We start from the raw sequence: 14633 nt of genomic DNA, 5'->3' as shown, positions 1-14633 counted from the left end.
GCGTCACTGTCTGTTCGCCAATGCGTCGTGATGGTCGCGGATGTCCTGCGGCCATGTTGACTTGATGTAGCTGAGGACAGCGATGATCTCTTCATCCGTCAGGACGCCTTCATAGATCGGCATATTGGATTGGTAGTCAGGATCGCCGATCAAAGCCCCGGTCCCGTATTTGGTCAGCTGAAACAGCGTGTCGCCGTCATGGTGCCACGTATGCCCGGTTTCATCATGCGGCGGTGCAGGGAGCCGCCCGTCCGGGCCGGGCGACCGCCAGTTCGGCTGACCGTCGAGGTTCGCACCGTGGCACGAGGCGCAGTTCTCGACGTAGACCGCCTGTCCCAGTGCCACCACGTCCGGGTCGGACGGCATCAGCACGGTCTGGGCCGGTGCCGAGGTGCCCCACCCGAAGGCGAGGGCAGCGGCTCCCGCAAGAACCGCTGCCCCCAAACCGAGCGCTACAATCCGATTCACAGACCGGCCTGATAGAAGACCTCGCCCTCACCTGCGTCGCCACCGAAGGCCAGCACATCGTACCGCGCGGTATGATCGTTCCCCATGCCGGGGGAGCCACCGGGCATTCCTGGAACCGCGATACCGGCAATCTCGGGACGTTCTTCCAGCAGTTTCGCTAGTGCCGCGAACGGCACATGGCCTTCGACCACATAGCCGTCGATCATCGCGGTATGGCAGGACCACATCGTGCCTGGCACATCGTTTTCCAGCTTCACGCTGGTGACATCGCGGGTGTCCGTGACCTCAATGTCAAAGCCTTCCTCGCGCGCCAAGGCGACCCAGGCACCGCAACAGCCACAGGTGGGGCTTTTGGTCACGTGCATCGTGCCGTGATCGGCCAAGCCGGAATGATTATCAGCGTGGGCCATACCAGCTGCGCCAAATGAGGCGAGACTAAGCGCAAGTGCGGCGGCGGGCGTGAAGGCGAGTAGTGTCTTGATCGGTTTCATGTCTTTTCCTCTCGATAGGATTACGCACGGGCAAAGCCCGTTCTGGTGTGATTGCAGATTTGGATGCTGCATCCCGATGGACGCAGAAGGGCATCACACCACGCGGGGTGGATCAAGAGGGCCGGAAGGCTCAATACCTGTCAGCAGCAGGCCAGCACCGAAGAATACATCCTCGCAAGTAGCGGGACCGGCATCATGGTCGTCTGTACCAGGAACCAACGCAGGCAGGACATGGCAGGTTTGGGAGCGCTCAGAGCTTTCCGAACAGCAAACCGGTTTATCGTTGGCCATTTCTGCGGATGCGTGGCCATGCTCCACAATAGCCGCATGGCCTGCGTCCATCACTCCAGAAACCGAAGCGGACAGCGTTGCTATGACGACGAGAAGAAGTCGGATCAAACCCATGCCGAATACCTACATGGGGTATATGGATATTTGCAAGCTGCAAGCTGCGATACATTCCGTCGCGGCCATCAATGTGCGTGTTTTCGACCATCAGCCTCACCCACCGTTTTTCCCTTACGCTTCATGCGCGCCGATACAGAGCCGGTGATCCCCCAGAACCTCAATGACGCGGCACTCCCCCGCCCGCCCTGGATCGTCTGCCTCAGCCATCCGTGCGAGTTCTTGGCGAAGCTGCGCGAGAATAGTCAGGCGTCGGTCTACCGCCGCGAGTTGTTTGCGCGCGATCTCATGGGCGGGGGCACAGTCTTCGGCAGGCGCTTCGGCCAAAGCCATCAGATCGGCAATATCTTCGAGACCAAAGCCCAGTTCCCGTGCGTGGCGCAGGAAGGCGAGCCGTTCGAGCGCCGCCTCATCGTAGCGCCTCTGCCCGCCTGTCGTGCGCGCTGGCGACGGGATCAACCCCCGGCTTTCGTAATAGCGGATCGTCGTCACCTTTACGCCCGTCCGGCGAGACATCTGCCCGATAGAATATTCCTTCATGTTACCCCTTGAACCTACAGTCGCTGTAGATCGTATCTATCTGGAACCAAGACGAATCGAAAGGGTTTTGCAACATGGGGCACGGTCACCATCACCACGTCGATCCTGAAGCAGGCGACCGCCGGGTCGTCGCCGCCATCGCTGTCAACATTGGCCTGACGGTCGCGCAGATCGTCGGCGGTATCTTGTCCGGCTCGCTCGCGTTGATTGCAGATGCGCTGCACAACTTCTCAGACGCGATATCGCTCATCATTGCGTTCGGCGCGCGCAAGATCGCGCGGCGGCCACGAGACGCGGAGATGACCTTTGGCTATGGCCGGGTTGAGGTCGTGGCCGCGCTCATTAATTACACCACGCTGATCGTGATCGGACTCTACCTGCTCTATGAAGCGGCGATGCGCTTTGCCGACCCGCAACCCGTCGAGGGCTGGCTCATCGTCATCATCGCGGGCATTGCGCTGATCGTGGACGCAGCGACCGCCGCGTTGACCTACGCCATGTCGAAATCCAGCGTGAACATCCGCGCGGCGTTCCTGCATAACGTGGCCGACGCGCTCGGCTCAGTCGCCGTTATCGTTGCGGGCACCTTGATCCTACTCTTTGACTGGCGGCTGATCGACCCGCTCGTGACCGTGCTGATTGCGGGCTACATCCTCTGGCAATCTTTCCGCGAGATCGGCCCCGTGATCCGTATCCTGATGTTGGGTTCGCCGCCCGAATTAGAGACAAAGGCCGTCCTCGATACCGTGCGCGGCATTGACGGCGTGACCGGGATTCACCATGCGCACTTCTGGCAGATGGACGAACACCGCGCCGCGCTGGACGCCCATATCGTCATCGCCGAGGGTCGCTGGAGCGAAGCCGACGCGTTGAAGGACCGGATCAAAACCGCACTGGCCGACCGCTTTGACATCGAGCACACGACGCTGGAGCTGGAATGCGCGCGCCACGCCTGCGATGACCCGTCCGAGTTCGGCGGGCGCGGGCATGGCGAGGAGCGGCACGGATGAGCGACTATTCTGTGTAGCGCTCGCAGGTGTCGATCCCGGCCCCCGTCGCAGCAAGAAGCCGATCCGCATCGTGGATCAGGCTGGCGACCCGCCTGTCTGCCAGGCGATACCGAACAAATCGACCTTCGGTGCGGCGGCTGACCAGCCCGCAGTCGAGCAGGCATCGCAGATGGTTCGAGACATTGGGCTGCCCCAAGCCCGAGTGAGCGACGATTTCCTGTACGCTGCGTTCGCCCGATACCAGCGCATTAAGGATGGCAAGGCGGCTTGGATCACTTAAGCCCCGGAAGAGCTTTGCCCTCAGCTCCAGGGCGTTGGATGCCGAAAGATCGTCTTGAATGTCTCTCGCCGTCATATCATTATCCACTGATACGTTATTGGCGACATCTTTCGCCCGTTAACTTGAAGAGAATTACACATGAACCAGGCCGAGAACAGCACATTTCCAACAGCATCCTCGCCGATCCGGATGCGGGTGCAGGGCATGGACTGCGCCAAGGACGCCGCCGAGATCGAACGCGCGGCCCGGTCGGCGGGTGTGGCCGAAGGCGATGTGAAAGTATCGGCTGCCACCCATGTCATGACATTGCGGATCGCGGAGGCCGACCTGCCGAAAGTGCAGCCCGCCCTCGACGCCACCGGCTACGGTTTCGAGAAGATGGAGGACGGTGATACATCGTCCGATCCGGCCTACAAGGACCCAAGCTATCGCCGCGCGCTCTGGATCGTGGTCCTGCTCAATCTCGGCTACGGCGTAGTCGAGATGTTCGGTGGGTTCCTGTCCGGATCGCAGGCACTGAAAGCGGATGCGCTCGATTTCCTCGGGGACGGTGCGATCACCTTCTTGGGCCTGCTCGCCATCGGCTGGAGCCTGACATGGCGGGCACGATCCGCGATGATCCAGGGCGTGTTTTTGGGGCTTCTGGGGCTTGGCGTTGTCGGCAGCACGTTTTGGCGCGTTCTCAACCAGACGACGCCCGAAGCCGGGTTGATGGGAGCCTTCGCTGTAGGGGCGCTGATCGTGAACATTCTCGCGGTGCTGCCGCTGCTGAAGCACCGCAAGGGGGATGCCAATATGCGGGCCGTCTGGCTTTTTTCGCGCAACGACGCCATCGGCAATCTCGCCGTAGTAATCGCCGCTGGGCTGGTCGCTTGGCTCGGCAGCGCCTGGCCCGACCTGATTGTTGCTTTCGCCATTGCAGGGCTGTTCCTGCATTCGTCGTGGATGATTATCCGCGATGCGCGGAGTGATTTGGCGGAAGAATAGGAGAGGCAGACACAATTTATGATGTCGAAAACGGTCCATTTTGACTGCTCCAACCGCACATCGGCAATTCAACGGTTTGGCCAAGTCAAAACCCCATGGCAAAACCCGCGTTGTTCTGACAGGTTTTTGGCGGCGAGGGATGAGGGAGTTTAGGTCAATATTTGTGACCTATAATGTTCATTATGGTAATGCTAAATAAAAAACCTTGCGGGTATTTCCCCTTCACTCGTTTCTATATCCAACAAATTTCTTCATCACGGAATTCACTTCTATCAAAAAACAACGAAGCATGTCGCGAATCAAAAAATCCCGGAGACAGAGCCCAAGTACTCAGTAGTCGAGTCCCTTCAAGGCCGCTCTCGAATGAAAGAACCTCGTCAAGTTTTTTCGCGATCAGGTTTGGCCTACAAGACTCACAAAAGCATTTTGCTTTATCGTCATATCTATTGCAGAAGTAATCCAGATCAACATCGAGGATGACACCCCGGCTTTCAAAATCGACTTGATTCAGAAAGTCTGCCGATTTGCATCTAGTTACGCTAATTGACGCGATTTCGTTAACGAATTCACTTTTACTAGGATTATCACTCCACTCAGAAGTCAATACAATTGGGTCTCCAGTAATAGTCTCATCAACTCTATGCCCAATATGTAACCTGCTTCTGCAGGGCTGACTCCCATGGTACTGGCTGATCCATATAATCTCGCTAATCCACCCCATCAACACCGCCGGGATAATGAAGCTTCCTATCGTAACGCATCCATCCGACACAGCGTCCAAACAATCTGTAGGGCAGTTAAAATCATAAATCTTTCCCAATATATGCGACTTAAAGTGACCCTGCCCCAAATATTCTAGACGTGGAGCTCCTAGATCACTATGCGAATCGAAATGAACTAACTTGGCTTTTTCACTTGGCGAACAAAAATTGCTCCACGCAAACAAAGCTATGCTATGATTCACACAGAGTATAGAGTTTTCGAGTTCTGCAAAATTACCAGACACTCGAAGTGGAAGGTCAGCCGATCTGAGCCCCAAACTACTATAATTATCTCTCAACCCAGGGTCGCGGTATTTCTCATATTCTGTTCTGTTTTTAATAAATAGTGTCTTGCTATTATCGATATGTTGGATAGCGCCAACGGAGTGATCAGAAAATGTAGACGCCACCAGCTCAAGAGTTCCGGTTGCGGACTTGGGCGCCAAATTTTTTGATACTAAAACGTGTGCTCTGTAAGATTTTTCGATGAACTGATCGAGGTCCCAGTCAAGAAGCTTTGCCGCTAGCCTTACATAGAAAACAGTAGAATAACTTATTGGAAATCTAGAAATCTGCTCTACTTCGTTCGCAACATCCAAGCGAAGAAGGTCTAAATCTAGCGTTGACAACGTGAATTTTGAGTTAACGGACAAAGCAGACTTAATAACGCGATCTCTAAAACATTTTTTATCTAATGTAGAGTAGTCAGCAATTAAACTTTCAACATCATTTCCGACTGCCTTGGCAAGAGATTTTCTAGCATTTTTCTCATAATCCAAGTGCAAATCACATGTGCCAAGCGCAGAATGAAAAAGCCCTGCTGATTGAATAATTTCGTCGTCGGTATACCGGCGCAGAACCTCATAGGTTCCGACAAGATGTGGTATCAGTGAAGGGAGTCGCTCGGTCTCACGTGTAGGCAGAACTTCAACCAAAGTTCTAATCTGTGACGAAAAAGATTTACCTTTGGACGTTCTATTTACTAGTGCAGTTCCCATGTTTTGCTCTAAGATATTTTCCTCTATAGATTTTGCACTCTTCGACCAAAGAGAAATAACAAGCGTGTATCGAACTTGATGTTGAAGTGGAGTTACCGCATGAAAGCTAGTGGGTCCAAGCGGGAGAAAAACTGCCGCTCCGTCGCTCAATTTATAGGCCGTGGGCAAATTCTCTACAGAAATATCACTGGTATTATTTAACAAGAAAAGACCGTCGTCTTCAGGCGACGAATTACTCAATCCGACAATAAAGCGGTGCGTTTCGTAGTCCTTTATTGGGTTGTCGGTGTGAAAATCTATCCTTTGCCCCGGAACCAGGCGGTTCACCGAAATCTTGATCCTGGATAAAAACGAGACACCCGAAAAATGGCTCGCCAGCTCAGAAATTTTCTTTTCAAGGGAAAATAATTTAGATACAGGGCTTGCTTCTCGGCGATCTATTTTTGCATTAAATTGATCATAGAACGTGGAGGTATTTCGTGACCAGTATGCTGTGTCGTCCAGCCAAGAAATAATGAGTTTGCGGTAACTATCTGTTATAAAATCCTCGCAAATAAAATGACTTACTGGATGAGATTGCTCTATCCACCGGGAATGATCTAGATCAATTTGATTCATCTAATACACCAATGATTTCTTGAATTCCAAGACGACAAACAAGATAGTCCCATATATGATGATTTAGTTGAATTAGACTTTCGCAGTACACTGATTCCCGGTCAAACCTATTCAAGTTATTCCATCTACTAGAAATATGGCCGCCGCCACATGAATTGGAAAAGCAACATTCTCCACATTTATCAGGCAAGTGAGTGCTTGCATAAAGCAATTCAAGCCACAATGGGTCTGTGGTGATATCTTGAATCTCGTTAGTCATGACGTTTATTGTGGATCGAGTAGAGCCTGTGCCGGTTATTCTAACCACATCGAGGGCTTCGATCGCTCCATCGGTAAGAAGTGTGCAGGTTGATATTGGACCAAATCCAATAGATTCCGTGGCAGTCGGCGCTCCGAGCAATCCTCGCACAATATTCTTGTATAATCTCCTGCCTGAGGCATTACCAAGTTGCCTTTGATTCAAATAGTCAAATAGCATCACGAAATAGTCACCAATTGGCTGAGGGTCGTCGTCATGACATGCGTCAGGAATTAAAATATCAAAAGAAGTTACATTTAGATCATCAACAAAATGATCGACTACCAGTCGTGGACTCGAACTGGGGTCTGCAACGGCAAGTAGGCCAAAGTCCATCTTAGCTGCTTGCAGAAGCCGAATGCCATTTAGGGTTCGAGTGTAGCTTCCTTGGCCTTTCAGGTCGGGCCGTCGATGGTCGTTCAGTTGGGGTGGGCCGTCGAGGCTTACAGTTATATTTACTCTATAATGCCGAAAAATGCTTAGCCAATCCTCGTCAAGAAGAACAGCGTTGGTCGTAATGGAGTAATGAAAAAAACAATCTAGATCTTTAGACAACCCGTCTAAATCCGCCATCAATGTATGGAATCGGCTCGTGCCAAACAGTAGAGGCTCGCCGCCGTGGAATAGAAACTTGAAGCTTTTTAATCTGTACTTAAGAATGTGACGTCTTAAGGATGTTAGCCAAAAATGCTGCGCTTCCTCCGTAAGCTTAGGTGGTTTTTGGTAGACATCTTCATCTCGAAACCAATAGCAATAGTTGCAGGACAGGTTACACCTTGTTGCCAGCTTTACTAACATATAGTCGATCGGTCTGTGCTGATGTGCGTACTGTAACCTGTCGCCTAGCGCGCTCAAATAGTTCTGGCGCCCCATTTAGCGCGAAACAGTACGATCAAAGTCGCGATCGTATCCTTCACGCCCGCGGTCAAAATCCCGATCAAAATCTGCTGGCTTTGCAGCGGCAACGTCTGCGTATTCGCTCAATGATTGCAGAAGGTCGTCTTCGGATATTCCATCGACAATCCCATTCGATTGAACGTCCAATTTGACTTGTCCGGATAGGATCAGTTCTCGCATCTTGTTGGGGTCTACCTTAAAGCGCATGATATTAGTCCTTCTTGTACTAGACTCATTGTAAGGTAGTGGAGAATGTTAGCATAGAAAAAAATTTTCCTGCAAACTTGGTTGCGCCAACGGGACCCGACCCGCTACGGCGCTGAAGAGCAACGATTTAGTGGTGCCAAAACGCCGAGGCAGAACCTTCGGCGTTTTGGCACGTTTCTGACCGGCTACTCGTAGCCGCGCTTTGCCTTCTCCATGTGCAGCTCATGGCGGGCGTCCTTTGCTTCTGCTTCAGTATCGAACCAGTCGGTCCGCAGCTGACCGGAACTCCCAATGCGCCCCCAGTTACGCACGAGGCCCCAGTCGCCAAAGAGACCGGGCACGATCTGCATGTGATAGAACCTGTGCATATTGGCGTCTGGTTCTGACTTTGTCAGATGCTTACCCCTACCCCCACATCCTGGCTGCGATGTCTTGTTCTTCCTTGCCCACAGCGTCGGCGTAGATTGCCGTGGTGCTGAGCTGGGCATGTCCCATCCACTTCTGGAGCATGTGCAGTGGAATGCCGTTCACCGTGGCGTTGATGCCGAACCCATGGCGCAAACCCTTGGGGCTCCGGTGCGGGGCATCCGGGAGGCCCGCCTCGATCATGATCCGCTTGACGATCTGCCAGACCCGTACCCGGCTGAGCGGCCAGATGGGTGCACCCGCCTGTTTGCGTGACTTCTGAGCCTCACGAATGCCATGGGCGGTGTTTAGGGTGTCCAGGTAGTCGGGCGGCACTGGAACGCTCCTGTAGACGATTTTGGCGGTGCCCGATGCGTCCTTGCGCTTCTTGAGGCTGCGAATGGCAATCGTACCCCCTGATAGATCAACGCGAGCTGGCGTGATCTCCAGAAGCTCGGAAGGCCGACAGCCGGTATAGTGCAGCGTCTCGCAGAGGGTGCGGTCGCGGGCAGGCTGCCGCCGTGCCATGGCCAGGAAGGCTGCCCGCTCTTCGGCATTGAGATAGAGGCGGTTTCCAGCACTGTCATAGAGGGTCATTTCGCTCATATTTAACAGTTTACCCGAAAACCGTTAAGCGACGAAGCGAAATCCTCGCGTTGTCGCCCACTCTTGCGGGTGATTGGCGCGAGATCCCTTAACACTATTACTAATAGTGTTAAGGGACATTAGTGCGCGATGAAGCGGATCTCTGCCCAAATTGTACTCAATGACTTTTGACAGCCCGAAGCGGAGCCACGGCCAGTGCGCCGCGTTGATCAAATATCTGAAGGTTTTTTATTCAAAGGCAAAGCCCGATCCCGGCGACGTGGTAGGCTGATGTACCCTGATCTACAACACTGTTAGATCAGGGAGCTCTACTGGTTCAAGGCCACGGTTTCGGCCTGATAGCTCCATGGATTGAAGCCATTTTTGCCCCCGCAAACCTCTCCGCTGCTTTTGAGATTGTACTTTGAAAGCGTATCACTATCTAGCTCCCGGACTACCAGCTCTTCGAGCCAAGCGTCTGAGGTACTGGCGGCTTCTTCACGGTATCTCCAGATGAACTCCATCGTTCGCCCATTGACCACCGCCAATGAGCCAAAGTCATTCCCAAATTCTTCATAGTCATAGAGGTTCCCATTGTAACAGCCAAACCCGTGACCGTTTAGAAAACCGCGGTCCTTGGCAAGCAACAGGCGGATCAGGCTGCCCGGTGCAACTTCCACTTTGACACCAGGCGACCCGAAGAAAAGGCCATCAGCATCTAAGACCGAGACTTCTTCAGCCATTTTGTCTGCAACTTGCCCGCTCACGTCGTCTGCGAATTCAGACGCTAATCCGCCTCTGAGCCACGTTGTCAACTTTTCAGGCAAGGCTTTCTGTGCCTCGAAACTCAGTTCCGTTTTTGTTACCGGAGCTTGGGCCGCCCTAGTGGGATCAACCATTTTGTAGCCTTCCGCCATAAAAGTGAACCCATCCGCGCCATAACAGTCGGTGGCATCCCAGCCGGACTGAAATGCTGCGCGTTCAGTCGCGACCAATGCAGATGTCGCCACATATACATCCCGCGCGATCAGTTTGCTGCGAAGCGCAGCGCCCATGCTGCGGCACAAGGCCCCCAAATCCCGATCGGGATTATATCGAGCGCCCCATTGATCGCGCGACTCCAAATGGTTCACCAGGAAGTTATTGAGACTGTAAAGCGTCGTGCCGCTGAAATGAATTTTCTTGGCCACGATATCGCCAAAAGCGTAGCTTTTGTCGGCAGCAAGTAGGGATTCTTGATAGTCCAGATAGACTTTGAGCTTGATCCGCCCGGCTTTCACGCCTGCCAAGGGATCCTTGTAGACAATACCGGGGGCAAAAAAGTCAAATAATGCAGAGTCATACTCGCCGCCGATTTTCGACAGCTGAAATTGCTGGCTCAGATCGCTCTTTGCTTCAAACTCTCCCAGAAAAGTGTCGATTTGATCAAGTAGTCCATCCACAGACGTGGTGAGGGTACCATCAACTAGGCTGGCGACACCGCCGGAAGAGGCATTCGCAAAGGGCTCTGCAACGGCCTGGGCCAGTCCGAAGAGCTTCTTCAACTCCTCCGTTGTCACCGTTGTAGACTTGGCCTGACGCACGTTGATCTCGACAGATAATTTTTCGTCGCTCTTGCGAGGGAAGCCAATTTGTCCGTTGTAGTTGATATCCACCTCGTTGTTCGAGGTCTTAAAGCTTTCTCCGTTTATCACTGAAAAAATTGGGGTATGTGCAACCAGCCGTTGCCCATCCGCTTCGGTCTGATCAGGGACATAGACGTCAACCGAGACCAGATAGGTGGAGTTTTCTGCCACGAAGATCCGCTTCATCCAGTCCAGAAGGGACCGTTCCGCAAAATTCGCCTCTTTTCTGCTTAGCTGAACAGCATTGACGCCGGACTGTTCCAGCAACCGGTACCGCAATGTCGAATAACCCAGTTTTGGCGTCTTTTCAACTTCGGCCAGAGAAAACTCCGTCAGGTTCCGCGTAGCCAAACCCGCATCGCGGACGGAGACATCGCCTTGAAGCCTCTCGTAAGCCTGAATGGTAGATTTGCTGCAATCTTTCCAATTGAAAGCCTGTGCGACCCTGTTCGGGCATGATTGGGCAAAGCCAGGAAATGCTAAGAATATGAGGGAAAACAGTGAAGAAAAAAGAATAGAATTTCGCATTGGATCCTCCAGCAAACCACTTGTACGCGATTATTGGTCCGATGGGCCTATCGGGTGACGTTAAGATCACGTTTATTCGATGGATGAGCAAGTTTTTTCCGGCATCGGCGGAGAGCTGCCCCACCTGAGTTTTTTCGTCGGCAACACGGGCGGCTCAAGTGTTTTACACTATGACCCATTCTGTAAAACGGGCCTTGGCGAGTCGCACCAGACTTGCGCACCACCCTACCCTATTGATCTCACTGAAGTGACCCGCGTGGTCGCAGACCCATGACTTACGCACCATACCGCAAGTCTATACTCTATCCAGCATGGCAAATTGAAACTGATCAGCGATCAGCATCAGGAGTGAAGCTGTAAAGTCGACATGATCCTGCATGTCTAATTCTGTCAGGTCTGGAGAGTCACCGTGAGCGACAGCATGACGCCAACCAACTAGTTCCTTATCCAGTCGGTTGCGCATCCTTTGCATTTGGGAGAGGTCAAAATTGAGAAGTCCATAGTTTTCCGATAGGCGCGAAAAATCTAGATTTGAACGAGCCTCGACTGTTTTCGGGTTTATCACCTCAAAGCCGCAATCAATCTTTGAGCGGAGGTTTTGGACAAACGAGAACCGTGCTTCAGGAGAGTGGTTTCGATCACGCATGCTCTCAAAATCTGCGTGAAATGCACTTACGAGAAGCATCCAGTCTCGGTCTTTGACCTTTCCACCACGCTCGACAAGGAAACTGAGATACGCGCGAACACATTCATTATAGAACCCCTCCCAGTTTGCATAAGCAAGGACAACGGTTGCCTTTGAAGCAACTCCGAGCGCGTCGTCTTCAGAAATCCGTTCAAATGATCTCTTAACTTCGGAAAGTTCCTTAACTCGTCGGATTCGAGCTGCATCTATCTCATCAAAATAGTCGTCAAGCTCACGCATTGGGTGTAAACCATTGCGCTCCAAACGGAATGGTGCGCTGAAGTCTTACTGTTCCACGAAGTCCGGAGGCACTCATCTCAGGTACCTCGGGCTGGTGCCAAAACGCTTCAATTTGGTCCGAAACGAACTGCTTTGGAGCAGCTAGAGTCTCAATGCTTCCTTTGTTCCGAGCAATCCCGACGGCTATTGCTTCCAAAGCTCGAAGAGAAAATCTGCCTGCAATACCATCTGGCGCATCATCAGACGGGATGAGAGCCTTTTCGCCACAAGCCTCATTCAAGATATCTATTGCCCATGAGACGGTCTCGATAACATGATCCTGATCCTGATTGCTCAGAACGCTGACAATGGCTGAGTCCAAAAACTCTTGAACGTCCAAGCTTGTATCATACTCGACAAATGTATGCGCAATCAGGCGAACGACGTACTCAACATCGCGCTGTTTCTCTTTTTGAGATGCTGATATCTGGAAAACTGATGTTGCGCTTGCACTTTGTGCCAGTTGGCGGATCGCTTTCGTAAATTTCTTATTTGCGAGCACCATAGAACAGGACCGAACCTCCTGTTCGTTGGCATATGCCCCACCGCGGTTAAGGCGTTGGAAAAGATCGAACTTAGTTTTAGTATCGCTTGGGTGTTTGAGCATCTGAAATTCAATTCTTGCCCGTCTAAAGAAAAGCTGCAGCGACTTCTCAAACTGGACTTCTCCATCTTCTTTCTTTTCCCAGACGCTATCTTGCAATGACGGCAAATACTTTGTCTTTTGAAGTCGCGAACGTAGACATTCGCCAGTGTCCACGTCCTTCAAGACACCCATAAACTCCAATACTGTTGAAATTCGCTGCAAGCCGTCAACTAGCTCCCAAGTACCGTCCTCATTTTCATAGACAAACACCGGGGGGATTGGGATGCCGATTAGGATGGATTCTATGAAGTTTGACTTCCTGTCATTTGTCCAACGAAATAGTCGTTGAAAATCAGGGAGGATGTTCAGCTCTTCCGAGCTGTACATATTGCTGACCTCGCCGAGTGTTATTCGCACTGTGTCGGTGTTAACTGTCCGCTTTGCAACTTCGATCTCTGATTTTAGCATGTCTGCCCCAAGTATGATTTCCGATCACACTACTTGGTTGTGCTCAGGTTCGGAAGGTTCGAGACGGTTGTGAACGGAATAGGCGCATAAGCCCTTCTATGTTAAGTGGTAGCGCTTGGATTGAACGGCATCCCTGCCCCGACTGTGTGATAACGCGTTGTCTGGAAGATCAGGGATGCTTGGCTTGAGCACCAAGAGCATGGCCCGCTTTTACACAAACCCACATTAGCACATTTTCGCATCTGTTTTGAGTGATGCACGATGTCATGCAGCCGCTGGCGATCTTGTATGTCCTCGCGACGGTTATTGCAGTTCGAGGCGCAACTTACGGCCAACAATATGGGCGGCACGCGCCAGCAAGCCGAGCGTCACGCTTTCATTATTCGGGTCAAGAATACGATCCAACTGTGACCGGCTGGTTTCGAGCTTCTTTGCCATCGCGACCTTAGTGATGCCTTGCGTCTCCATCGCTTCCGCAAGCTGATAGGCTAGAACGCGCTTCACCGCCTGATCGACTGTCGCTTCATAGGTGCCCTCAGCCTTGAGGAAATCCTCGAAGGAGCTGCCCACCCTGCCCTTTTCTACATCATTGGTCATTTCAAACCTTTCATTCTCTTCTTCGCAAGGTCGAGATCGGCCTTTGGCGTCTTCTGGGTCTTCTTGATGAAACCATGCAAAAGCACCATCTCACCGGGGACTGTTGCGTTAATTTGCGCGTGTTGAGCTTTCCCTGATGGCACAGGTGGTTACGTGGCGGTTTTGAAGAGGCTGGCGATGAATTCAATCTCGCCTCTGACGCCGGGTTGTTTGTGGTGGATATGGCCGCGTTTGATGGTCCGAATCGTTTCGACTCCGCTGAGGGTCGCTTTGGCGGATCGGAGCGAGCGGAAACTCTGGCGATAGCCAAGGAGCCGTTTCATTGCGGCGTGGTCGCTCTCGATCAGGTTGTTTCGCCATTTCCGGTCAATGTGACGGATGCTGTCGAAGTGCGGGTCATATCGGTGGTTGATCTCGCGGATGACGCGCCGGTAGGCGTGTGCCTTGTCGGTGCAGATTGTTACCGGCCGGTGGAGCCGCACGCGCTCGATCGCCTTGCAAAGAAAGGCTTTCGCGGCCTTCGCATCGCGTCTTGCGGTCAGCCGAAAGTCAACCATCTGCCCGTTGGCATCGATCGCGCGCCAGAGGTAGCGCCACTTGCCGCCGACGCGGATATACGTTTCGTCCACATGCCAATCAACGCTGCCGCGGCGCAGATGCCGTTCGGTGCGCCGCGTCAGCTCCGGGCCAAACTTCTGGACCCAGCGATACACGGTCGACCGATCGACGTTGACGCCGCGCTCCGCCAGAAGATCCACAACATCTTGGTAGGACAGCGGGAAGCGCAGATACCAGCGTACGGCGCACAGGATGATCTCACGTGGAAAACGATGGTGCTTGAACGGTGATTTATGCGGCATCGAGAACCTCCAAAGCCACATCGTCGCTACGAAACGAAGCTAATGCAACAGTCCC

18 protein-coding genes are annotated in these 14633 nt (G+C 52.7%); 2 read left to right on the top strand and 16 right to left on the bottom strand.

Going from position 1 to position 14633, the window contains the following annotated elements; genetic code table 11:
- Positions 1-3 precede the first annotated feature (3 nt).
- The 4 genes from E2L05_RS15705 to E2L05_RS15690 all read right to left on the bottom strand — a co-directional run bounded on the left by E2L05_RS15705 (position 4) and on the right by E2L05_RS15690 (position 1904).
- Positions 4-468, bottom strand: coding sequence for a c-type cytochrome (locus E2L05_RS15705; RefSeq protein WP_074637861.1), 465 nt, complete (start codon positions 466-468; stop codon positions 4-6).
- Positions 465-959, bottom strand: coding sequence for a DUF411 domain-containing protein (locus tag E2L05_RS15700; RefSeq protein WP_074637863.1), 495 nt, complete (start codon positions 957-959; stop codon positions 465-467). The genes E2L05_RS15705 and E2L05_RS15700 overlap by 4 nt, the downstream gene beginning before the upstream one ends.
- Positions 960-1052: 93 nt before the next feature.
- Positions 1053-1364: a hypothetical protein gene (locus tag E2L05_RS15695; RefSeq protein ID WP_123592692.1), complete on the bottom strand. Its 312-nt coding sequence runs from the start codon at positions 1362-1364 to the stop codon at positions 1053-1055.
- 114 nt (positions 1365-1478) lie between these two features.
- Positions 1479-1904 (bottom strand): MerR family transcriptional regulator, encoded by a 426-nt coding sequence (locus E2L05_RS15690; RefSeq protein WP_074637865.1) that lies wholly within the window; start codon positions 1902-1904, stop codon positions 1479-1481.
- A 74-nt stretch (positions 1905-1978) separates the two neighbouring features.
- Here E2L05_RS15690 and E2L05_RS15685 point away from each other — a divergent pair, with 74 nt between their 5' ends.
- Entirely contained in the window at positions 1979-2914 is a 936-nt protein-coding gene (locus E2L05_RS15685) for a cation diffusion facilitator family transporter (RefSeq protein WP_074637867.1), read from the top strand.
- Between the two features lie 4 nt (positions 2915-2918).
- Here E2L05_RS15685 and E2L05_RS15680 read toward each other — a convergent pair whose 3' ends face one another.
- Positions 2919-3269 carry an ArsR/SmtB family transcription factor gene (locus E2L05_RS15680; RefSeq protein WP_074637868.1) on the bottom strand — a complete coding sequence of 117 codons (351 nt, stop codon included), beginning with the start codon at positions 3267-3269 and terminating at the stop codon, positions 2919-2921.
- A 63-nt stretch (positions 3270-3332) separates the two neighbouring features.
- Between E2L05_RS15680 and E2L05_RS15675 the strand changes: the two genes are divergently transcribed.
- On the top strand, positions 3333-4181 hold the full coding sequence (locus E2L05_RS15675) for a cation diffusion facilitator family transporter (RefSeq protein WP_074637870.1): 849 nt from the start codon (positions 3333-3335) through the stop codon (positions 4179-4181).
- A 232-nt stretch (positions 4182-4413) separates the two neighbouring features.
- On the opposite strand, the gene E2L05_RS15670 is transcribed toward E2L05_RS15675, so the two are convergent.
- The 11 genes from E2L05_RS15670 to E2L05_RS15620 form a co-directional block, all read right to left on the bottom strand.
- Positions 4414-6558 carry a peptide arginase family protein gene (locus tag E2L05_RS15670; protein WP_133343825.1) on the bottom strand — a complete coding sequence of 715 codons (2145 nt, stop codon included), beginning with the start codon at positions 6556-6558 and terminating at the stop codon, positions 4414-4416.
- Positions 6545-7654, bottom strand: coding sequence for a radical SAM protein (locus tag E2L05_RS15665; protein ID WP_133343824.1), 1110 nt, complete (start codon positions 7652-7654; stop codon positions 6545-6547). Before E2L05_RS15665 ends, E2L05_RS15670 begins: the two co-directional genes overlap by 14 nt.
- A gap of 75 nt (positions 7655-7729) precedes the next feature.
- Positions 7730-7960 carry a hypothetical protein gene (locus tag E2L05_RS15660; protein ID WP_133343823.1) on the bottom strand — a complete coding sequence of 77 codons (231 nt, stop codon included), beginning with the start codon at positions 7958-7960 and terminating at the stop codon, positions 7730-7732.
- Between the two features lie 185 nt (positions 7961-8145).
- Positions 8146-8448 carry a WGR domain-containing protein gene (locus E2L05_RS21265; RefSeq protein WP_133343822.1) on the bottom strand — a complete coding sequence of 101 codons (303 nt, stop codon included), beginning with the start codon at positions 8446-8448 and terminating at the stop codon, positions 8146-8148.
- The gene (locus tag E2L05_RS15650; protein WP_243722009.1) at positions 8366-8962 is read right to left on the bottom strand and encodes a tyrosine-type recombinase/integrase; all 597 of its coding nucleotides are present in this window, start codon (positions 8960-8962) and stop codon (positions 8366-8368) included. The genes E2L05_RS21265 and E2L05_RS15650 overlap by 83 nt, the downstream gene beginning before the upstream one ends.
- Positions 8963-9279: 317 nt before the next feature.
- A complete protein-coding gene (locus E2L05_RS15645) occupies positions 9280-11103 on the bottom strand; it encodes a hypothetical protein (RefSeq protein WP_133343820.1) in 1824 nt (607 codons plus the stop codon).
- Positions 11104-11398: 295 nt separating this feature from the next.
- Positions 11399-12028: an MAE_28990/MAE_18760 family HEPN-like nuclease gene (locus E2L05_RS15640; RefSeq protein ID WP_133343819.1), complete on the bottom strand. Its 630-nt coding sequence runs from the start codon at positions 12026-12028 to the stop codon at positions 11399-11401.
- Positions 12021-13121: a DUF262 domain-containing protein gene (locus tag E2L05_RS15635; protein ID WP_133343818.1), complete on the bottom strand. Its 1101-nt coding sequence runs from the start codon at positions 13119-13121 to the stop codon at positions 12021-12023. The genes E2L05_RS15640 and E2L05_RS15635 overlap by 8 nt, the downstream gene beginning before the upstream one ends.
- 303 nt (positions 13122-13424) lie before the next feature.
- A complete protein-coding gene (locus E2L05_RS15630; protein WP_133343817.1) occupies positions 13425-13718 on the bottom strand; it encodes an XRE family transcriptional regulator in 294 nt (97 codons plus the stop codon).
- Positions 13715-13807 (bottom strand): type II toxin-antitoxin system RelE/ParE family toxin, encoded by a 93-nt coding sequence (locus E2L05_RS15625; protein WP_133343837.1) that lies wholly within the window; start codon positions 13805-13807, stop codon positions 13715-13717. The genes E2L05_RS15630 and E2L05_RS15625 overlap by 4 nt, the downstream gene beginning before the upstream one ends.
- Before the next feature lie 60 nt (positions 13808-13867).
- Positions 13868-14578, bottom strand: coding sequence for an IS6 family transposase (locus tag E2L05_RS15620; RefSeq protein WP_133343683.1), 711 nt, complete (start codon positions 14576-14578; stop codon positions 13868-13870).
- Positions 14579-14633 lie beyond the last annotated feature (55 nt).

Source organism: Meridianimarinicoccus aquatilis, assembly GCF_004358675.1.
GTDB lineage: Bacteria > Pseudomonadota > Alphaproteobacteria > Rhodobacterales > Rhodobacteraceae > Meridianimarinicoccus > Meridianimarinicoccus aquatilis.
The sequence above is the reverse complement of the archived record's forward strand: the minus strand, read 5'-3'. Positions and strand labels throughout refer to the sequence as shown.